The following is a 20,177-nucleotide window of genomic DNA, read 5'->3' on the forward strand; positions in this document are numbered from 1 at the left end:
AGTCATCCAACGCTTAGAGACTGTTTCGAAATGCGCCTCACGGCGCATAGCGGTACCGGCCCGCTCCCCCTCCCGGCCACCCACAAGATACTACCGATGGGTGGCCGGGAGGGGGAGCGGGCCGGTACCGCTATGCGCCGTGAGGCGCATTTCGAAACAGTCTCTAAGCGTTGGATGACTCGCCATCGCTCTGCGCATCCACGATCGTCTTCAGCTTCCGCGCTGCGCTCACCGCGACGGGCCAGCCGGCGTAGAAGGCGATCTGCGCGATCGCTTCGCCCAGTTCCTCCACCGTCAGCCCGTTCTCCAACCCCAGTTCCATATGCCCCTGCGTCTGCTCGCGGTTGAGCGCGATCAGGCAAGTGATGGTGATGAGACTCCGGTCGCGCTTCGACAGCTCGCCGCGTTCCCACACCCGGTCGTAGAGCACTTCCTGGGTCAGCTTGTCGAGCAGCGGCGCGACCGCCGCCAATTCCTTGCCCCGTCCGCCTGCCGGCCGCTTCATTTCGCCTCTCCCGTGCCCGCGCGATACGGCGCGAAGTTCTTCGCCGCCGCGCCAAGCGCCGACTTCATCATCCCGATGTCCGACAGCCAGGCGATATACTTCACCCCGCGCGCGACATAGCCTTCGAGCTGCGCCGCACTCGCCACCACCGTGCCGATGTGCTTGCGCCCCGCGGCGACTTCGATCACCCGGTCGATCGCCGCGACCACGTCCGGGTGCGCCGAATTGCCCGGATGCCCCAGCGACTGGCTGAGATCCCCGGGCCCGATGAACAGCACGTCGAGCTCGTCGATCGCGCAGAGCGCCTCGACCTGCTCGACCATCTCCTTGTTCTCGATGTGGACGCTCACCAGCGTGTCGCGGTTGGCCTGCGCCTCATAGTCGGCGCCCATGTTGCCATAGGCGGCCGCGCGGCACGCCCGCGCCGAGCCGCGTTCGCCGAGCGGCCAGTATTTGGCCTTGCGGATCACGTCGCGGACGTCCTCGGCGCTCTTGAGTGAAGGCACCTGGATCCCGCTCGCGCCGCTGTCGAGCACATGGAGGATGTTCGCCTCCAGTGCGTCGGGCGTGCGCACCACGCTGCTCATCCCCATGAGCTCGCAGGTGCGCACGATATTCTCGATCCCCGCATGGGTGTAGCAGCCATGCTCGGCGTCGATGATCAGGAAATCGAACCCCGCGAGCCCGTAAAGCTCGACGATCGGCGGCGAATCGAGCTTGAAGAAGCTGCCGAACACCACCTCGCCGGCCTCGAGCTTCCGCTTCGCCGATGCATTGAACATGTTACCCTCTCCCGATCCGCCGGCGCGTTCCGGCCGGCCGCCGAATGGCACGTGCAGTTGCTATTTACAAACGCCATTCAACATGACACCGCTCTGGATATAAGCCAAGCTTTCACGCGATGAGCGCCCATCAGAGCGGCCGATCAAAGCAGGGACGGGGGAGGATGTGAACAGCGAAGTCCGCGCTCCCGTGCTTGCCGAGGGAATCGCCGAGTATCTCGCCGCGGTGCGCGTCGCGCCGCCGGGCACGCCGCTCGAGACCGCGCGGCTGCTCGCCGACCTCCACGCCGATCGCATCGCCTATCCGCGCCCCGAGGGGATGGCGGTCACGACCAGCTTCGCCGCGGGCGAGACGCCGGTGCGGCTCTACCGGCCGGCGGGGGAGGGGGTGCTGCCCGGGATCGTCTATTTCCACGGCGGCGGCTTCACCACCGGCAGCATCGAGAGCTACGAACCGCTCGCCATGGCGCTGGCCGAGGCGGCGGACGCGGTGGTGGTGAGCGTCCATTACGACCGGCTTCCCGAGACGACGCCTCGCGCGCTGCTGAAGCAATGCTACAAGGCATTGTGCTGGGCCGCGGCGATGGCCGGGCCGCTGGGGATCGACGCCGACCGGCTCGCGGTGGCGGGTGACAGCGCCGGCGGCTTCATCGCCGCGCAGCTCGCGATCCTGGTGCGCGACTGCAGCGGACCGCCGCTCGCCGCGCAGCTGCTCTGCTACGGCCTGTTCGACATCGACGAGACGCGGCCAGGTTATCGCAGCGCCAATGATCTGGTGCTTTCGCGACCGATCCTCGACATGATGCTCGCCACCTATCGCGAATGCGACGCGATCGACCCTGCGCCGGTCCCGCCGCTGCATTGCCCCGACCTGAGCGGCCTGCCGCCCGCGCTGCTGATTGGCGCCGAGCATGACCCGCTGCTCGACGAGGCGCGGGACTATGCCGAGCGGCTGCGGCTCGCAGGAGTCCCCGCCGAGCTGTTGATCGCGCCGCAGATGCCGCACGGCTTCCTCCGCGCGGTCCGTTTCTCCGCCCCGGCGCGCCGCGAGATGCGACGGTTGGGCGATGCTTTCCGAGCCCTCATCGACAAGGATTGATACCCATGGCCCTCAAGACCGGTGACCCTGCCTTCGAGGCGGGCCGCGAGATGCGCAAGCAGCTGTTCGGCGAAGGCAGCCTCGCGCGGCTCGATGCGGCGGACGACTTCCACGAGCCGCTCGAGAATTACGTGACGTCGGCGTGCTTCGGCGAGACCTGGACGCGTCCGGGGCTTACCCTTCGGGAACGCAGCCTGATCACAATGGCGATCTGCGCCGCGCTCAACCGCCAGGTTCCGCTCAAGCGGCTGGTCAAGTGCGCCGTGCAGAACGGCGCGACCAAGGAGGACATCCGAGAGACGCTGCTCCAGACGACGCTCTACATCGGCGTCGCCGGCGGGGTGGAGAGCTGGGCTGCGGCGGCCGAGGCGCTGAAGGAGATCGACGCTTATTGAGGCCGCGCCCCACCACCGTCATCCCGGCGAAAGCCGGGACCCAGGGCAGCAAGCCGTGTTGCCTGTGGCCCTGGGTCCCGGCTTTCGCCGGGATGACGATGGTTTGATGACGACGGCAGGCTATTTCGAAGCCTTGAGTCCCGCCGCTTCGATCCCCGCGGTCGCGCAGGCGGCGTCCTCGGCCGGCTTGCCGCCCGAGACGCCGACGCCGCCGAGCAGCACGCCCTCCGCCGAATAGACCGGCACCCCGCCCGCGATCGTCGCGATGCTCGGGGCGTTGGGCGGCGGGTTCATCGCGGCGGTGTCGGCGGTTGCGCGTCCGAACTTGGCGGCAGAGGTTGCCTTCCACAGCGCGATCTCGCCGGTGCCGGGGTTCACTCCGTCCATGTGCGCGAGCGTCACGGCCATGCCATGCGGCTCGAGGACGTAGATCGCCATGCGCAGGCCGTGCGCCTTCGCCCAGTCGATGCAGCCGTCGCGGATCGTCGCGGCGCTGGCATAGTCGAGCACGGGGCGCACGGTCTGGGCGGGGCTGGCGAGCAGCAGCGCGGCGGCGAGCAGCGGCTTCACTTGAGCGTCGCCAGATAGTCGATGATCGCCTTGCGCTTCTCGGCTTCGGTCACGCCGGGGATCGCCATCCTGGTGCCGGGCACAGCCTTCTTCGGATCGGCGAGATAGGTGTCGAGCGTCGCGCGCGACCATTTGAGGTTGGCGGCCTTCATGCCGGGCGAATAGGCATAGCCGGGCTTGGACCCCGCCGCGCTGCCGACCACGCCGAACAGGTTCGGCCCGACCATCGTAGCGCCGCCCTTCGTCACCGTATGACAGGCCTTGCACTGGGCGAAGGCCGGCGGCGGTGTCGCGGCGGCCTGCATCGGTGTTCTGGGTGCGGCGAGCAGCGCCGTGGGCACCGCGATAGCGACGGCGGCAAGGAAGAACGGGGGCCTGGTCACGCGAAACCTCTCCTCGTCATATTCCGATATAACGAATGTCAGTTGCTTATGACATATAAAGTCTAGCCGGCAAGCCGAAATTGGGATAGCGCCGGGACGATAACCAGAAGCACGCGGAGACCAGGATGCCCGAGCCGAAGATCAGGCTGTTCGACACCCATGCCCATTTCTTCACCAACGATCTGAAGCGCTTCCCGATCGACGTTACCGGCGCGCGCGAAGGCGAGGACGCGGTGCGCAAGCGGATCGAGGCCGATCCCGCGACCGCCGAGCGGATCTTCGGGCTGTGGGACGCGAGCGGCATCACCGGCGGCGCGGCGGTGCAGTACAATACGGTCTACAAGACCGACAACAGCTATGCGGTCGAGGTGGGGGACCTGCATCCCGATCGGCTGTCGACCGTGCTGATCCTGAGCGCCGCCTCGCCCGAGACGCCGGCCAGGCTCGCCGCGCTGGCCGAGGGGCACAATGTCTCAGGGCTGCGGCTGTTCGGCTATCCGGATGCGGCTGGGGAGTATCCCTGGCTCGATTCTCCCGCCGCGCTGAACACGTGGGAAGTCGCCGCGCACCATGGGCTGGCGATGGTGGTGATGTACGCCCCCGGCGTGCCCTCGCGCCCGGCATTGCAGCGGGTGGTGGCGCTGGCGAAGCGCTTCGCCTCGACGACGATCGCGCTGGACCATTGCGGCTGGCCGGGCGTCGAGGGCGGTACCGCGGGAACGCTCGGGCCCGAGCATGCCGAACTCGCACACGTGCCGAACATCGTGTTCAAGTTCACGCAGATCAATCTGAACCGCTTCGCCGAGACGGGGATCGACGCGGCCGAGTTCGTGCGGCGGGCAGTGAACCTATACGGCGCGGACCGGGTGATGTGGGGTTCGGACTACGGCAATACGAAGACGCTCTATCCCGAGATGGTCGCGCAGGCGATCGAGGCGACCTCGTTGCTGGATGATTCGGAGCGGGCGCGGGTGCTGCACGACAATGGCCAGCGGGTGTTCGGGGGGAAGCGCTGACCCACCCTAAGCCGTCATCCCGGCGAAAGCCGGGACCCAGGGTTGCAGAGGACGTCGCTCTTGACTCCCGGGTCCCGGCTTTCGCCGGGATGACGGTAGGAGTCAGGCCAGCGCCACTGCGTTGATCACCTGGGCCTGGGTATATTCCTCGAGCCCCTCCTGGCCCATCTCGGTCCCCATGCCCGACTGCTTGAGCCCGCGGAACGGGATGCGCGGGTCGATCGCCATCAGCTGGTTGATCCACACCGTGCCCGAGGTCACGCGCCGCGCCACCTCGGTCGCGCGATCGAGGTCGTTGCTCCACACCGTGCCGCCCAGGCCGTATTCGGTGCCGTTCACCCGCTCGATCAATTCGTCCAGGTCGCGGTAGCTGAGCACCGGCAGCACCGGGCCGAACTGCTCCTCGCGCACCAGCGGGGCCTCGTCGTCGATGTCGCGGACGATCGTCGGCGGGATGAAGAAGCCCGGCCGGTCGAGCGGCGCGCCGCCGGCGATCACCGTGCCGCGTTCGCGGCTCTCGGCGATCAGCGCGGCGACCTTCTCGAACTGCAGCCGGTTCTGCACCGGGCCGATCTGCGCGCCCTGGTTGGCGCCGTCGTCGACCACCGTCTCGCGCGCCAGCCGAGCGAGCTCGGCGCAGAAGACGTCGTACATCGCCTCGGGCACATAGGCGCGCTTGATCGCGACGCAGATCTGCCCGGCGTTGCGCATCGCGCCTTCGAACACCTTGGCGGCGACCTGCACTGGATCGACGTCGTCGAGCACGATCGTCGCGTCGTTGCCGCCGAGCTCGAGCGTCACGCGCTTGAGCGTGCCCGCCGAGGAGGCGAGCACCTTCTTGCCCGTGCCGGTCGAGCCGGTGAAGGAGATCTTGGCGATGTCCGGATGCGCGGTGAGCGCGGGCCCCAGCTCGTTCTCGTCGGCGATCACGTTGACCACGCCCGCGGGCAGGATCGCCTGGCAGAGCTCGCCGAAGAGGAGCGTCGTCAGCGGCGTGGTCGGCGCGGGCTTGCACACCATCGTATTGCCCGCGACCAGTGCCGGGGCGACCTTGTTGGCGAGCAGGATCAGCGGGAAGTTCCACGGCGTGATCGCCGCGACCACGCCCAGCGGCATGCGATGCTCGGTGACGCGCGCGCCACCCTCGTCGCGGAGCACACGCGGCTCGATCCGCATCGCCGCGAAGGCGCGCAGCACGAAGGCCGAGCCGCGGATTTCCTTCACCGCCTGGTCGAGCGGCTTGCCCTGTTCGGCGGTGAGCAGCGCGGCGAATTCGTCGACGCGGGCTTCGAGCGCCGCCGCGAGATCCTCGACCAGCCGGGCGCGCGCGTCGATCGGCGTCGCGGCCCAGCCAGGGAAGGCGCGCTTCGCCGCAACGATCGCATCCTCGAGCATCGCGGCATCGGCCTTGGGGCAGCGCGCGAAGGGCTCGGCGGTCGCCGGATTGACGACGTCGAAGCTCGAGGCGCCGGGCACCAGCTCGCCGTCGATGAGAAGATGATAAACGTTGTCCACGCGCGCGCCTCTCCTGTTGGATCGCTTCTGCGAGCCTCGCCGGCCCGGGTCCAATCCCTAATCGCAAATAAGCTGATACCGAAACGGCATCGGTTCCGGTCGCATTTGCGGGATAGCCAGTAGCATTCGACAAGATATAATGCCATTGGTTATGAACATCTCTGCGCGAGGCGTAACTTCGACGCGGGAATCTGTGGCATGAGAGGGTGTTTGAGATGACGAGTGCGGCAACCATGGACCGACCGCAAATCCCCTCCCTGGACAAGGCGCGGGCCTTTGCCGCGAGCCGGCACCAGCTGTTCGTCGGCGGCGAATGGGTCGATGCGCAGAGCGGCAAGACCTTCGCGACCTGTGATCCCGCGACCGGCGCCGAGCTGGCCCAGGTCGCCGAGGCAGGCGAGGGCGATGCCGACGCCGCGGTGCGCGCCGCGCGCGCGGCGATGGAGGACCCGGCCTGGGCCGAGATGAAGCCCGCGATGCGCGCGCGGCTGCTCAACTGCCTCGCCGACGCGCTCGAAGCGAACATCGACGAATTCGCCGCGCTCGAGACGCTCAACAACGGCATGCCGGTGCGCGACGCGCGCTACTTCCACCTGCCGCACGCGATCGAAGTGATCCGCTACAACGCCGGCTGGGCGACCAAGCTCAACGGCGAGACGATCGCGCTCTCAGGGCTCGGCAATTGGCACGCCTATACGCTGCGCGAGCCGGTGGGGGTGGTGGCACAGATCGTGCCGTGGAACGCGCCGCTGGCGATGGCCTGCGCCAAGATCGCCCCGGCGCTCGCGGCGGGCTGCGCGGTGATCCTCAAGCCCGCCGAGGAGACGCCGCTGACCGCGCTCCGCCTCGCGCAACTGATCGCCGATATCGGCTTCCCGGCGGGGGTGTTCAACTTGCTCACCGGCTTCGGCGAGAGCGCCGGCGCGGCGCTGACCGCGCATCCGGGAGTCGACAAGGTGACCTTCACCGGATCGACCGAAGTCGGCCGGCTGATCGTCCGCGCCGCGGCGGGCAGCTTCAAGCGCGTCACGCTCGAGCTTGGCGGCAAGACCCCGGTGATCGTGCTTCCCGATGCCGACGTGCCCAAGGCGATCGAAGGCGCGGCGCGATCGATCTTCACCAATGCCGGGCAGGTCTGCAACGCCGGCTCACGGCTGTTCGTCCACCGCGACCGATTCGACGAAGTGGTCGAGGGCGTCGCGGGGATCGCCGAGTCGATCAAGCTCGGCTCGGGGCTCGAGGCCGACACGCAGATGGGCCCGGTGATCTCGGCACAGCAGCGCGACCGGGTGCGGCATTATGTCGACCTTGGCCTCACCGAAGGCGCCACCCTGCGCGCGGGCGGCAAACGGATCGACGGCGAAGGCTATTACGTCCAGCCGACCGTGCTCACCGGCACCGAGGCGCATATGGCGGTGCGGCGCGAGGAGATCTTCGGCCCGGTGCTCTGCGCCATGTCGTTCGCCGACGAGGACCTCGACCGGATCGCCGCCGAGGCCAACGCCACCGAATACGGCCTGGGCGCAGTGATCTGGAGCAACAACCTCAGCGCCACCCACCGGCTCGCGCGCAAGCTCAAGGCGGGCACGGTGCGCGTCAACGGCGGCGGGCTCGATCCGGCGCTGCCGTTCGGGGGCTTCAAGCAATCGGGCTGGGGCCGCGAGAACGGCCGCGAAGGCATCGAGGCCTATACCGAGACCAAGGCCGTGGCGATCGCGCTCTAGGGGCCGCGCCGCAACCCATCGTCTTCCCTCCCAGGATCGGAGCGATCGCCGATGGTTCAGTTTGCAAACAGTGCGATATTGACGAACATCATTCGTCATAATTAAATGACACCAAATGGAGGGGTGCCGGCGTTGAGGAACAATCCGCGAATCGGGATCATCGGCGGCGGCATCGGGGGATTGACCGCGGCCATCGCGCTGCTGCGGCGCGGGTACGACGTGTCGGTGTACGAGCAGGCGGCGGTGCTCCAGGAAGTCGGTGCCGGGCTGCAGCTCAGCCCCAACGGGGTGCGCGTGCTATGCAGCCTTGGGCTGGAGGAGGCGCTGCTCGGCATCGGCTTCGAGCCCGAGGGCAAGGAGATCCGCCTGTGGAACACGGGCGATACCTGGAAGCTCTTCGACCTCGGCGTCGTCTCGCGCGAGCGCTACGGCTTCCCTTACCTCACCGTGCACCGCAACGACCTGCACCAGCTGCTGATCAAGGCAGTCGAGCGGCTTTCGCTCGATGCGATCCACCTCGATCATCGCTTCGTCGAGGTCGAGCGCAACGATGCGGGCGGGGTGACGATCGGCTTCGACGGCAAGCCCTCGGCGAGCTTCGACGTGGTGATCGGCGCCGACGGCGTGCATTCGAAGACGCGCGAGCTGACCTTCGGCTCGGGCCCGGCCAAGTTCACCGGCATCGTCGCGTGGCGCGGGGTGATCCCGATGGAGCTGCTGCCGCCCGAGCTGGTCAAGCCGGTGGGGGTGAACTGGATCGGGCCGGGCGGCCATGTGATCCACTATCCGATCCGCCGCGGCGAGCTGATGAACTTCACCAGCGTGATCGAGCGCCAGGACTGGACGATCGAAAGCTGGTCGTCGCCCGGCACCAACCAGGAATATCACGACGATTATCCCGGCTGGAACCGCGAGGTCCATGCGTATATCGAAGCGATCCCGCAGCCGTTCAAATGGGCGCTGATCTCGCGCCCGCCGATGGCGGAGTGGGTTCGCGGCCGGATCGCGCTGCTCGGCGACGCCTGCCACCCGATGCTGCCGTTCCTGGCGCAGGGCGCAGTGATGGCGCTGGAGGATGCCTGCATCCTCGGCCGCGCCTTCGAGGAGTTCGAGACGATCGACGAAGCGCTGGCGCATTACCAGGCGATGCGCATTCCGCGCACGACGAAAGTGGTGCAGGGCGCCTATGCCAACACCGAGCGCTTCCACAATCCGACGCTCGCCGATCCGGCCGGCGCCCAGGCCTATGTCGACGCGCAATGGGCGCCCGAGCAAGTGATCGCGCGCTATGAATGGCTGTTCCGCTACGATGCGACCAGCGTACCCCTGACGACCGACGCCGCCGTCGTCGCAAGCCAGGCCTGAGATGCTCATGACCAGCCAGAAGGCCGAATGGACGCGGATCCCGCTGATCCTCTCCTTTGCCGACAATCCCAAGTTCACCGAGACCTATGGCTTCGCGGGCAATTCGGGGCATGTGAACCTCGAGGGCCAGCTGATGCGCCGGCCGGACTCCACGGCGAAGACGGTCTATGTGTTCATGCACCCGACTTCGGTGCTCCACTTGCTGCCGATGCCGATCGCGCTCGCCGATGCGGGGCTCGACGTGCTGTGCGCCGCGAGCCGCTATCCGCGCAACGACAGCGCGCTGATCCAGGAGAAGGTGGCGATCGACCTCGGCAAGTGGATCGCGCATGCGCGCGACGCGCTGGGCTATGAGAAGGTGGTGCTGCTCGGCTGGTCGGGCGGCGGATCGCTGTCGCTCTTCTACCAGGCGCAGGCCGAGAGCCCGAGCATCACCGAGACGCCCGCCGACGATCCGGTCGACCTCGTCTCGGCGGGGCTCCAGCCGGCGGACGGGGTGATCTTCATCGCCGCGCACCTTTCGCGCGCCGAGACGCTGACCGAATGGCTCGATCCTTCCGTGGTCAACGAGCTCGATCCCGACGACCGCGACCTCGAGCTCGACATCTACTCGCCCGATTGCCCCAACCAGCCGCCCTATTCGCCCGAGTTCGTGACTCGCTTCCGCGAAGCGCAGCGCGCGCGCAACCGGCGGATCACGGCCTGGGCGGAGGCGCAGCTCGCGCGGCTCCGGGCAGCGGGCGGCGCCGAGCAGGAACGGGCGTTCGTGGTCCACCGGACGATGTGCGACGTGCGCTGGTTCGACCCCACGGTCGATCCCTCGGACCGGCGCGTGGGGGTGAGCTACATGGGCGATCCGCGCGCGGTGAACGTCGGGCCGGTGGGCCTGGCGCGCTACACCACGCTGCGCTCGTGGCTGAGCCAGTGGAGCTATGACAAGTCGAACGCCAGGGGTCCGCTCAACGCCGCCAAGATCCACCGCACGCCGGTGCTGCTGATCGAGAATACCGCCGACGAAGCCGTGCCTGCGACGCACAACCCGGCGATCTTCGAAGCGCTGGCCACGCCCGACAAGGAATATGTCCGGCTGGAAGGCGCGACGCACTATTATCTCGGCCAGCCCGAGCTGCTCGCGGCATGCCTCGACGCAGTGATCGGGTGGAGCCGCCGCAAGGGGTTGCTCGCATGAAGCGGTTGTTCGTTGCGGCGCTGCTGCTGTTCGGGCTCGCGTCGATCGCGAGCGCCCAGAAAGCCGTAAATGTCGATCAGGCCCGTCTGGTCGGCGCGGACAAGACGCCGGGCGAGTGGATGGCGCCGGGGCGGACCTATGACGAGCAGCGCTTCAGTCCGCTGAAGGCGATCAATGACGGCAATGTGAGCCAGCTCGGGCTGGCCTGGTACGCCGATCTGCCGGTGGATCGCGGCGTCGAAGCCTCGCCGCTGATGATCGGCGGGGTGCTCTACAATATCGAGCCGTGGAACGTCACCACCGCCTATGACGCGCGGACGGGCAAGCAGCTGTGGCGCTTCGATCCCAAGGTCGATCGCGACAAGGGCAAGCTCGCCTGCTGCGACATCGTCACGCGCGGGCTGGCGGCGTGGAAGGGCAAGATCCTCCTCGCCACGCTCGACGGGCGGCTGATCGCGCTCAACGCCAGGACGGGCAAGCCGGTGTGGAGCGTCGACACGCTCGATCCGGTCTGGCCCTATACGATCACCGGTGCACCGCGCGTGTTCGACGGGCGCGTGCTGATCGGCAATGCCGGTGCCGAGGGCGCGGCGCGGGGCTATGTGACGGCCTATGACGCTGAGACCGGCAAGAAGCTCTGGCGCTTCTACACCGTGCCCGGCGATCCTTCGAAGCCGCAGCCGAACAAGATCCTCGAAATGGCCGCCAAGACCTGGAACGGCGACTGGTGGAAGACCGGCGGCGGCGGGACGGTGTGGGATTCGATCGTCTACGATCCGGAGCTCAAGCTGGTCTATATCGGCACCGGCAATGGCGGGCCCTGGGCGCAGGTGTATCGCAGCCCCGGCGGCGGGGACAATCTGTTCCTCTCGTCGATCGTCGCCTTGAAGGCGGATACCGGCGACTATGTCTGGCATTACCAGACCGTCCCCGGCGACGAATGGGACTATACCGCGACCCAGTCGATGATCCTCGCCGACCTGACGATCGGGGGGAAGTTGCGCAAGGTGCTGATGCAGGCGCCGAAGAACGGCTTCTTCTACGTCCTCGACCGCGCGACGGGCGAGCTGATCTCGGCGGAGCCCTTCGTCGCGATGAACTGGGCGAACGGCATCGATCCCAAGACGGGTCGGCCCAGGGTTAACCCGGAGGCGCGCTATGGCGTCACCCCGGTGATCGTCTCGCCGGGGCCGGGCGGCGGGCACAACTGGAACCCGATGGCCTACAGCCCGGTGACGGGGCTGGCGTATTTCCCGGTGACCGAGATGTACCAGGCCTATGCGCTCAACCCGGATTTCAGGCAGAGCCCGGGCAACATGAGCCAGCTCGGCATCTCGACGACGGGCTATGAGTTCACCCGCAAGGCCGCGGCTGACTTCGCCGCGAAGAACAACAAGACCTGGCTGACCGCCTGGGATCCGGTGGCGCAGAAGGAGCGCTGGCGCGTGCCCTATCCGGTGCGCGGCAGCGGGGGATTGCTCGCGACGGCGGGGAACCTGGTGTTCCAGGGAACGGTGAACGGCACCTTCGTCGCCTACAAGGCCGACACCGGCGAGAAGGTCTGGGAGATGCCGGTCCAGCAGGTGGGGATCGCGGCGCCGATCACCTATGCGATCGACGGCGTGCAATATGTCGCGATCAACGTCGGCTGGGGCGGGGGGCTCGCGCATTCGAGCACGGTCAAGTCGCTCGGCTTCCCGACCTCGGCGCCGCGGCTGCTGGTGTTCAAGCTGGGCGGCACCGCTGAGCTGCCGCCGCTTGCCGATGCCGGGCCGGTACTGGCGCGGCCGGCGGACACGACCGCCAGCGCCGAGACGATCGCGCGGGGCGAGCAGCTCTATGCGCAGAATTGCTCGACCTGCCACGGCGAACAGGCGCGCGGCGGGGTGAAGGACCTGCGGCGGATGTCACCGGAGACGCATGCCGAGTTCCTCGACATCGTCATCGGCGGCAAGCGGCGGGAGAAGGGGATGGCGAGCTTCGCCGACACGATCTCGAAGGACGATGCCGAGGCGATCCACGCCTGGCTGATCCGCCGCGCCAACCAGGATTGGGAGAGCATCGAGAAGGGCGAATGAGCCGCCTGTCCGGAGCCCCGGAAGCTGCGCCTTCGCCCTTTTCCTTCCCGCTGTTCCGCGCGCTGTGGATCGCCAACCTCGTCGGCAATTTCGGCTATCTGATCCAGTCGGTGGGTGCCGCGTGGCTGATGACCCAGCTCGCCGGCACGCCGCGGATGGTCGCATTGGTGCAGGCGTCGGTGACGCTGCCGGTGATGCTGCTCGCACTGGTCGCCGGCGCGATCGCCGACAGCTTCGACCGGCGGCGCGTGCTGCTGGCGGCGCAGGTCTTCATGTTCGTCGTCTCGCTGCTGCTCGCGGTGCTCGCGGCGACCGGGCTGGTGACGCCGGTGTCGCTGCTGCTCTTCACCTTCCTGATCGGCTGCGGGATGGCGGTGAACGGACCTGCCTGGCAGGCCTCGGTCGGCGAACTGGTGCCGCGGCCGGCGCTGTCGTCGGCGGTGGCCTACAACAGCGTGTCGTTCAACCTCGCGCGCACCGCCGGCCCCGCGATCGGCGGCGCGATCGTCGCCACCGTCGGCGCGGCGGGTGCCTTCCTGGCCAACAGCGTGAGCTATATCGGGCTGATCGTCGTGCTGCGGCGCTGGCGGCCCGAGCATCAGGGCGAGACGCTGCCGCCCGAACGGATCGGCAGCGCGGTGGCGAGCGGGCTCCGCTACGTCGCGATGACGCCGGCGATGCTGCGCGTGATGGCGCGCGCGGTGATGTTCGGAAGCTTCGCGAGCGCGACGAGCGCGCTGATGCCCGTGATCGCGCGCGACCTGATGCACGGCGGCGCGATCGTCTACGGGCTGCTGCTCTGCGCCTTCGGGCTCGGATCGGTGGCGGGGGCGCTGCTCGGCGGGCGGCTGCGCGGGCGAGCCTCGGCACAGGCGATCGTGAGCCTCGCCGCGAGCGCCGTCGCGGCGGGCGCGGCGATCGTGGCGGTGAGCCACACGCTGTTCGTCACGCTGCCGGCGCTGGTGCTGGCCGGCGCGGGGTTCATCCTGACGATGACCACGCTCAACGTGACGATGCAGCTCTCGGCGCCGCGCTGGGTGGTGGCGCGCGCGATCGCGCTCTATCAGACCTCGGCATTCGCGGGGCTGTCGCTGGGCGCGGCGGCGTTCGGGGCGGTGGCGAGCGCCTATGGCATCCGCAATGCGCTGCTGACTGCAGCGGGGCTGCAGATGGTCGCGGTGCTCATCGGTCAGGTCGTGCGGCTGCCCGAAGTCGACGGGCTCAACCTCGACCCGCTCAGGCGCTGGCGCGAGCCGACCACCGAAGTGCCCGTCCAGCCGAGGAGCGGGCCGGTGACGATCACCATCGGCTATCGCATCGAGCCCGAGGATGCCGCCGACTTCCTCCGCGCGATGACGCACCGCCGCCGCATCCGGCGGAGGGATGGCGCGCGGCGCTGGTCGCTCGCGCGCGACCTCGCCAACCCGCGGCGCTGGGTGGAGACCTATCAGGTGCCGAGCTGGCTCGAATATGTCCGCCACAACCAGCGCCGTACCCATGCCGATGCGGCGCACGAGGACCGTATCCGCGCGCTCCACCGCGGCGCCTGGCCGCCCGAGATCGGCTGGGCGCTCGAGGTCGATCCGGCTTCATCCGCGCCTTCATAGGTTGGAACGATTATCCGCGCAGCGTCGCCGAGATGCCCGCGAGCCCCGCCTCCAGCTCGTCATAGGTCGGCCAGCCGAAGCCGAGGCGGAAATAGCGGTCGGAGAGCTCGAACCAATGGCCGGGGCCGACATAGGTGCCGTGCTCGCCGAGCAGCCGGCGGTAGAAGCCGTCGCACCCACCCATCGGCTCGACCGTCATCCGCGGCAGGCAGACGACGCCGCCCTGCGGCCGCACCCATTCGAGCAACTCGTCGCCGGCGATCCACTCCGCCACGCGGTCGAGCCGGCGCCGCCATTCGGGGAGCGTGCGCGCGAGGAAGGCGTCGCGCTGCTCGAGGATCTGCTCGGCGACCCACTCGTTGAGCACTGCGCCGCAGATGCTGATCTGCTCCTTGGCGGCGAGGAACTTCTCCTGGAGCGCGGGGTCGCCGTTGACGATCCAGCCCACGCGAATCCCCGGCGCGCCATAGGCCTTGGACAGCGACGAGACGCTGATGACGTGCGGCCCGAGCGAGGCGGCGAGGGGCAGCGGCTCGCCCAGCGACAAGTCGCGATAGGTCTCGTCGACGAGCAGCAGGCAGCCGCGTTGGGCGGCGAGGTCCGCGAGCGCGCGGAGGTCGGCTTCGGCCATCATCGTGCCGGTGGGGTTGTGCGGGCACGTCACGCTGATCAGCTTCGTGCGCGGCGTCACTGCGGCCGCGATCGCGTCGAGGTCGATCGCGAAGCCGGTCTCGAAGGCGAGGTCGACGATCGCGATCTCGCAGCCGATCGCGCGCGGCGTCTCGAGGTTGGTGGCATAGTTGGGGCGGATCACGACGAGCTGGTCGTCGGGCCCGAGCAGCGACGTCGCGATGATGAACAGCGCGCCGGCCGCGCCGCCGGTGACGAGCACGTCGTCGGCCGAGAGCGAGGGCGCGGCCGCCGCGATCAGCTCGCGCAGGCGCGGGCTGCCGCGATGCTCGTTGTAGAGCAGCGTGAGGTCGGGGATCGTCAGCCCCAGGCTGCCGAGCGACTGATCGGTGATCGAGCTCTCGGACAGATTGTAGCGGATGTTGCCGTAGCCATATTCTTCCGGCGACTCGACTTCGATCGGCATGCGGACATAGCGCATCGGCGCGGCTCTCCCCCTGGGTCCCGGCCGCTCTTACTCTTTATCGTCATCCCGGCGAAAGCCGGGACCCAGGGTTGCAGAAGACATCGCTTGTGGCCCTGGGTCCCGGCTTTCGCCGGGATGACGGCTGGAGAGAGCTATTCGATCGACTTGCCCAGCTCGCGGTTGAGCCACAGCGCGACCAGCGTGCCGGCGCAGCCCGAGAGGAGATAGGCACCCGCGGCGAGCAGCCCGAACTGCGTCGTCGCCAGCCACAGCGCGACATAGGGCGCGAAGCCGGCGCCGAACAGCCAGGCGAGGTCCGAGGTCAGCGACGAGCCCGTGTAGCGGTGGCGCGGCGAGAAGCTCGACGAGAGCGCGCCCGAGGACTGGCCGAACGACAGGCCGAGCAGGATGAAGCCCAGCACCATGAACACGATCTCGCCGCCGGTGCCTGCCGCAAGCAGCTGCGGCGCGAAGCCGCTGAACGCCGCGATCGCCGCCGCCAGCGCGCCGAGCAGGTTGCGGCGCCCGAAGCTGTCGGCGAGATAGCCCGAGAAGACGATCGCCACCGCGCCGATCGACGCGGCGATCGCTTCGATCACCAGGAAGCGCACCGGGCTGTCGTGCGTGAACAGGAACACCCAGGAGAGCGGGAACACCGTCACCATGTGGAACATCGCGAAGCTCGCGAGCGGGGCGAAGGCGCCCATCACCACGATCCGCCATTCGGAGCGCAGCGTCTCGAGGATCGGCGCGGGCTCGAGCTCGCGATTCTCGAACAGCTTGGCATATTCGGGCGTCACCACGATGCGCAGCCGCGCGAACAGCGCCACCACGTTGATCGCGAGAGCGACGAAGAAGGGATAGCGCCAGCCCCAGTCGAGGAAGTCCTGCGCCGGCAGCGAGGCGACGAAGAAGGCGAAGAGCAGGCTGGCGACGATGAGCCCGAAGGGCGCGCCGAGCTGCGGGATCATCGCATACCAGCCGCGCTTGTTCTCGGGCGCGTTGACCGCGAGCAGCGAGGCGAGCCCGTCCCACGAGCCGCCGAGCGCGGTGCCCTGGCCCATGCGGAACAGCGCGAGCAGCAGCGGCGCCCCGATGCCGAGCGTGGCATAGCCGGGGAGGAAGGCGACCGCCATCGTCGAGCCGCCGAGCAGGAACAGCGCGATCGTCAGCTTGGCGCCGCGGCCATAGGCGCGGTCGATGCTCGTGAAGATCAGCGTGCCGACCGGCCGCGCGAGGAAGGCGAGGGGGAAGATCGCGAAGGAATAGAGCGTCGCCGAGAGTGCGTCTGCGAAGGGAAACATCAGCTTCGGGAACACGAGCACCGAAGCGATCGCATAGACGAAGAAATCGAAGAACTCCGACGTGCGGCCGATGATCACTCCGATCGCGATCTCGCCGGGATGCACCCGGTGATGGCCGTCGGCATGGAGCGCGCGTGCGTCGCGCTCGGCATCGGACACGGGGACTGACGAAGCAGACATGGCGACTCGCTCCTAGGCGCATCTCCAGCGCCGCACTACTATATGATTCGGTGGCTGATCTAAACGGTCAGCTTTGCTATGGCCCCTTCGGCATTGATCGGCCGCAAGGGGATTGGACAAAATGTCCCATGGAGCCTGTTGCGGTGCAGCGATAGGCGCCGCACCCATGATTTCACAATTGCAGCAGCTTCGCAGGTCGCTCCGGCGGCTCGCGCCTATCGCAGCGATACCGCTGCTGGGCGGGTGCAACATGGTCGTGCTCGATCCGGCGGGCGACGTGGCGCGCCAGCAGGCCGACCTGGTGATCTTCTCGACGCTGCTGATGCTCGTGATCATCGTGCCGGTGATGGCGCTGGTGGTGTGGTTCGCCTGGCGCTACCGCGCGAGCAATACGCAAGCGACCTACGAGCCCGACTGGGACCACTCCACCGCGGTCGAGCTCGGCATCTGGGCGGCCCCGCTCTTGATCATCATCACGCTCGGCGCAGTGACGTGGGTGGGCACGCATTTGCTCGACCCCTATCGCAGCCTCGCGCGCACCGGCCCGGGCAAGCCGATCGCCGCCGACGTGCGGCCACTGGAAGTCCAGGTGGTCGCGCTCGACTGGAAATGGCTGTTCATCTACCCCGAGCAGGGCATCGCCACGGTCAACGAGTTCGCCGCGCCCGAGGGGCGGCCGATCCGCTTCCGCATCTCCTCGTCGTCGGTGATGAACAGCTTCTACATCCCCGCGCTCGCCGGGCAGATCTATGCGATGCCGGCGATGGAGACCAAGCTCCACGCGGTGTTCGACAAGACCGGCAGCTACATCGGCTTCTCGGCGAATTATTCGGGCGCGGGCTTCTCGAACATGCGCTTCAAGGCGCTGAGCCTCGCGCCGAAGGACTTCGACGCCTGGGTCGCAGAGGCGCGCGGGGCGGGCGGGAGCCTCGACCGCAACGCCTATCTCCAGCTCGAGCGGCCGAGCGAGAAGGAACCGGTGCGCCGCTGGGCCTCGGTCGATCCGACGCTGTTCGACGCGGTGGTCAACCTCTGCGTCGATCCCAGCAAGATGTGCATGCACGACATGGCGATGATCGACGCGCGTGGCGGCATGGGCGAGGCGGGCAAGTGGAACGTCAGCGCGCTCAGCTACGACAAGTTCGGCGCGCGCGGCACGCTGCCGCCGGGCAAGGGCCGCTTCGTGACGGCCGTCTGCACCACCAAGGACTTCCCCGCGATCGGCAAGGACCTCGCCGCGCCGGCGAACCTCGCACCGCTGAGCGGCGCCGGCCTGCCGCGCCCCGGCGAGCCCGTTCCCGCCCTTGCCGACGGCGCCCGCCCGTCGCGTCCCAATTCCTGATCGCTCATCGAGACCCAGATGCAACCGCACGCCGAACCCTATAGCCCGATCTTCGGGCGCCTCTCGCTGGACTCGCTGCCGCTCCACGAGCCGATCCTCCTCGTCACCTTCGCGGGCGTGGTGCTCGGGGGGCTGGCGGTGCTCGCGCTGATCACGCGCTACAAGCTCTGGGGTTATCTCTGGACCGAATGGTTCACCAGCGTCGACCACAAGAAGATCGGGATCATGTACATGATCCTCGGGCTGGTCATGTTCCTGCGCGGCTTCGCCGACGCGATCATGATGCGCGCGCAGCAGGCGCTCGCGTTCAACGGCAGCGAGGGGTATCTGCCCGCGCACCACTATGACCAGGTGTTCACCGCGCACGGCGTGATCATGATCTTCTTCGTGGCGATGCCCTTCGTCACGGGCCTCATGAACTACATCATGCCGCTCCAGATCGGCGCGCGCGACGTGAGCTTCCCGTTCCTCAACAACTTCAGCTTCTGGATGACCACCGCGGGCGCGGTGCTGGTGATGATGTCGCTGTTCGTCGGCGAGTTCGCGCGGACCGGCTGGCTCGCCTATCCGCCGCTGTCGAACCTGTCCTACAGTCCCGACGTCGGCGTCGATTATTACATATGGTCGCTGCAGATCGCGGGCGTCGGGACGACGCTCTCAGGAATCAACCTGATCGTGACGATCCTCAAGCTGCGCGCGCCGGGCATGGGGCTGATGAAGATGCCGATCTTCACCTGGACCGCACTGTGCACCAACGTGCTGATCGTCGCGACCTTCCCGGTGCTCACCGCCGCGCTCGCACTGCTCAGCCTCGACCGCTATGCCGGCACCAACTTCTTCACGAACGACTTCGGCGGCAGCCCGATGATGTACGTGAACCTGATCTGGATCTGGGGCCATCCCGAGGTCTACATCCTCATCCTGCCGCTGTTCGGCGTCTATTCCGAAGTCACCTCGACCTTCGCGGGCAAGAAGCTCTTCGGCTATTCGTCGATGGTCTACGCCACGGTGTGCATCACCATCCTGAGCTACCTCGTCTGGCTGCACCACTTCTTCACCATGGGATCGGGCGCGAGCGTCAACAGCTTCTTCGGCATCACCACGATGGTGATCTCGATCCCGACGGGCGCGAAGATCTTCAACTGGCTCTTCACCATGTACCGCGGGCGGATCCGCTTCGAGCTGCCGATGATGTGGACGGTGGCGTTCATGCTCACCTTCGTGATCGGCGGGATGACCGGCGTGATGCTCGCGGTGCCGCCGGCGGACTTCGTGCTCCACAATTCGCTGTTCCTGGTGGCGCACTTCCACAACGTCATCATCGGCGGCGTGGTGTTCGGCGTGTTCGCGGCGATCAACTATTGGTGGCCCAAGGCCTTCGGGTTCAAGCTCGACGTCTTCTGGGGCAAGGTCAGCTTCTGGTGCTGGGTGGTGGGCTTCTGGCTGGCGTTCATGCCGCTCTACATCCTGGGGCTGATGGGCGTGACGCGGCGGATGCGCGTGTTCGACGATGCCTCGATCCACATCTGGTTCGTGATCGCGGCGGTCGGCGCGGCCGTGATCGCGGTGGGCATCGCGGCGATGCTGATCCAGTTCGGCGTGAGCATCTGGAAGCGCGAGGAGCTGAAGGACGTGACCGGCGACCCCTGGCATGGCCGCACGCTCGAATGGGCGACCTCCTCGCCGCCGCCCGCCTACAACTTCGCCTTCACCCCGGTGATCCACGACCTCGACGCATGGCACGACATGAAGGCGCGGGGTGCCGAGCGGCCGCTCGCCGGCTATCGCCCGATCCACATGCCGAGCAACACCGGCGCGGGGATCGTGCTCGCGGGGATCAGCCTGGTGCTGGGCTTCGCGCTGATCTGGCACATCTGGTGGCTCGCAGGCCTCGGCTTCGTCGCGCTGATCGCCGCCGCGATCGCGCACACCTTCAACTACAAGCGCGATTTCGACATCCCCGCCGAAACCGTCGCCGCGACCGAGGCCAGGCGCACCGCGGCGCTGATGGCGGCCGGAGCCTGACC

General features: G+C 67.9%; 17 protein-coding genes. 10 read left to right on the forward strand and 7 right to left on the reverse strand.

Going from position 1 to position 20,177, the window contains the following annotated elements; all coding sequences use genetic code 11:
- Positions 1–163: 163 nt before the first annotated feature.
- Both J7495_RS19510 and J7495_RS19515 read right to left on the reverse strand, forming a co-directional pair.
- Entirely contained in the window at positions 164–505 is a 342-nt protein-coding gene (locus J7495_RS19510; RefSeq protein ID WP_294058647.1) for a carboxymuconolactone decarboxylase family protein, read from the reverse strand.
- Positions 502–1,287 (reverse strand): aldolase/citrate lyase family protein, encoded by a 786-nt coding sequence (locus tag J7495_RS19515; RefSeq protein WP_294058648.1) that lies wholly within the window; start codon positions 1,285–1,287, stop codon positions 502–504. Before J7495_RS19515 ends, J7495_RS19510 begins: the two co-directional genes overlap by 4 nt.
- A 166-nt stretch (positions 1,288–1,453) precedes the next feature.
- On the opposite strand from J7495_RS19515, the gene J7495_RS19520 reads away from it, so the two are divergent.
- Positions 1,454–2,386, forward strand: a complete 933-nt coding sequence (locus J7495_RS19520; RefSeq protein WP_294058649.1) for an alpha/beta hydrolase — start codon at positions 1,454–1,456, stop codon at positions 2,384–2,386.
- Between the two features lie 5 nt (positions 2,387–2,391).
- Entirely contained in the window at positions 2,392–2,781 is a 390-nt protein-coding gene (locus J7495_RS19525) for a carboxymuconolactone decarboxylase family protein (RefSeq protein ID WP_294058650.1), read from the forward strand.
- 120 nt (positions 2,782–2,901) lie between these two features.
- On the opposite strand, the gene J7495_RS19530 is transcribed toward J7495_RS19525, so the two are convergent.
- Entirely contained in the window at positions 2,902–3,351 is a 450-nt protein-coding gene (locus J7495_RS19530; protein ID WP_294058651.1) for a heme-binding protein, read from the reverse strand.
- Positions 3,348–3,734, reverse strand: a complete 387-nt coding sequence (locus J7495_RS19535) for a c-type cytochrome (protein WP_294058652.1) — start codon at positions 3,732–3,734, stop codon at positions 3,348–3,350. Before J7495_RS19535 ends, J7495_RS19530 begins: the two co-directional genes overlap by 4 nt.
- A gap of 125 nt (positions 3,735–3,859) precedes the next feature.
- Between J7495_RS19535 and J7495_RS19540 the strand changes: the two genes are divergently transcribed.
- On the forward strand, positions 3,860–4,750 hold the full coding sequence (locus tag J7495_RS19540) for an amidohydrolase family protein (RefSeq protein ID WP_294058653.1): 891 nt from the start codon (positions 3,860–3,862) through the stop codon (positions 4,748–4,750).
- A 102-nt stretch (positions 4,751–4,852) separates the two neighbouring features.
- Here J7495_RS19540 and J7495_RS19545 read toward each other — a convergent pair whose 3' ends face one another.
- Entirely contained in the window at positions 4,853–6,265 is a 1,413-nt protein-coding gene (locus tag J7495_RS19545) for an aldehyde dehydrogenase family protein (RefSeq protein ID WP_294058654.1), read from the reverse strand.
- Positions 6,266–6,498: 233 nt separating this feature from the next.
- Between J7495_RS19545 and J7495_RS19550 the strand changes: the two genes are divergently transcribed.
- From J7495_RS19550 to J7495_RS19570, 5 genes are all read left to right on the forward strand, one after another.
- Positions 6,499–7,989, forward strand: coding sequence for an aldehyde dehydrogenase family protein (locus tag J7495_RS19550; RefSeq protein ID WP_294058655.1), 1,491 nt, complete (start codon positions 6,499–6,501; stop codon positions 7,987–7,989).
- 132 nt (positions 7,990–8,121) lie between these two features.
- A complete protein-coding gene (locus tag J7495_RS19555) occupies positions 8,122–9,354 on the forward strand; it encodes an FAD-dependent monooxygenase (RefSeq protein WP_294058656.1) in 1,233 nt (410 codons plus the stop codon).
- A gap of 7 nt (positions 9,355–9,361) precedes the next feature.
- Positions 9,362–10,543: an alpha/beta hydrolase gene (locus J7495_RS19560; RefSeq protein ID WP_294058657.1), complete on the forward strand. Its 1,182-nt coding sequence runs from the start codon at positions 9,362–9,364 to the stop codon at positions 10,541–10,543.
- Positions 10,540–12,621: a PQQ-dependent dehydrogenase, methanol/ethanol family gene (locus tag J7495_RS19565; protein WP_294058658.1), complete on the forward strand. Its 2,082-nt coding sequence runs from the start codon at positions 10,540–10,542 to the stop codon at positions 12,619–12,621. The genes J7495_RS19560 and J7495_RS19565 overlap by 4 nt, the downstream gene beginning before the upstream one ends.
- The gene (locus J7495_RS19570; protein ID WP_294058659.1) at positions 12,618–14,228 is read left to right on the forward strand and encodes an MFS transporter; all 1,611 of its coding nucleotides are present in this window, start codon (positions 12,618–12,620) and stop codon (positions 14,226–14,228) included. Before J7495_RS19565 ends, J7495_RS19570 begins: the two co-directional genes overlap by 4 nt.
- A 10-nt stretch (positions 14,229–14,238) precedes the next feature.
- On the opposite strand, the gene J7495_RS19575 is transcribed toward J7495_RS19570, so the two are convergent.
- Positions 14,239–15,339, reverse strand: coding sequence for a pyridoxal phosphate-dependent aminotransferase (locus J7495_RS19575; RefSeq protein WP_294058660.1), 1,101 nt, complete (start codon positions 15,337–15,339; stop codon positions 14,239–14,241).
- Between the two features lie 137 nt (positions 15,340–15,476).
- A complete protein-coding gene (locus J7495_RS19580; RefSeq protein ID WP_294058661.1) occupies positions 15,477–16,808 on the reverse strand; it encodes an MFS transporter in 1,332 nt (443 codons plus the stop codon).
- Between the two features lie 166 nt (positions 16,809–16,974).
- Between J7495_RS19580 and cyoA the strand changes: the two genes are divergently transcribed.
- Together cyoA and cyoB are read left to right on the forward strand one after the other, a co-directional pair.
- A complete protein-coding gene (gene cyoA, locus J7495_RS19585; protein WP_294058662.1) occupies positions 16,975–18,150 on the forward strand; it encodes a ubiquinol oxidase subunit II in 1,176 nt (391 codons plus the stop codon).
- An 18-nt stretch (positions 18,151–18,168) separates the two neighbouring features.
- Entirely contained in the window at positions 18,169–20,175 is a 2,007-nt protein-coding gene (gene cyoB / locus J7495_RS19590; protein WP_294058663.1) for a cytochrome o ubiquinol oxidase subunit I, read from the forward strand.
- Positions 20,176–20,177 lie beyond the last annotated feature (2 nt).

This window comes from Sphingomonas sp. (assembly GCF_017745215.1).
In the GTDB taxonomy this organism is placed as follows: domain Bacteria; phylum Pseudomonadota; class Alphaproteobacteria; order Sphingomonadales; family Sphingomonadaceae; genus Sphingomonas.

Bases quoted from the DNA above. Each gene is read 5' to 3' on its own strand.
- J7495_RS19570 (WP_294058659.1), top strand. From the start codon at position 12,618: ATGAGCCGCCTGTCCGGAGCCCCGGAAGCTGCGCCTTCGCCCTTTTCC.
- J7495_RS19560 (WP_294058657.1), top strand. From the start codon at position 9,362: ATGACCAGCCAGAAGGCCGAATGGACGCGGATCCCGCTGATCCTCTCC.
- cyoA (WP_294058662.1), top strand. From the start codon at position 16,975: ATGATTTCACAATTGCAGCAGCTTCGCAGGTCGCTCCGGCGGCTCGCG.
- cyoB (WP_294058663.1), top strand. From the start codon at position 18,169: ATGCAACCGCACGCCGAACCCTATAGCCCGATCTTCGGGCGCCTCTCG.
- J7495_RS19550 (WP_294058655.1), top strand. From the start codon at position 6,499: ATGGACCGACCGCAAATCCCCTCCCTGGACAAGGCGCGGGCCTTTGCC.
- J7495_RS19580 (WP_294058661.1), bottom strand. From the start codon at position 16,808: ATGTCTGCTTCGTCAGTCCCCGTGTCCGATGCCGAGCGCGACGCACGC.
- J7495_RS19515 (WP_294058648.1), bottom strand. From the start codon at position 1,287: ATGTTCAATGCATCGGCGAAGCGGAAGCTCGAGGCCGGCGAGGTGGTG.
- J7495_RS19540 (WP_294058653.1), top strand. From the start codon at position 3,860: ATGCCCGAGCCGAAGATCAGGCTGTTCGACACCCATGCCCATTTCTTC.
- J7495_RS19525 (WP_294058650.1), top strand. From the start codon at position 2,392: ATGGCCCTCAAGACCGGTGACCCTGCCTTCGAGGCGGGCCGCGAGATG.
- J7495_RS19575 (WP_294058660.1), bottom strand. From the start codon at position 15,339: ATGCGCTATGTCCGCATGCCGATCGAAGTCGAGTCGCCGGAAGAATAT.
- J7495_RS19510 (WP_294058647.1), bottom strand. From the start codon at position 505: ATGAAGCGGCCGGCAGGCGGACGGGGCAAGGAATTGGCGGCGGTCGCG.
- J7495_RS19565 (WP_294058658.1), top strand. From the start codon at position 10,540: ATGAAGCGGTTGTTCGTTGCGGCGCTGCTGCTGTTCGGGCTCGCGTCG.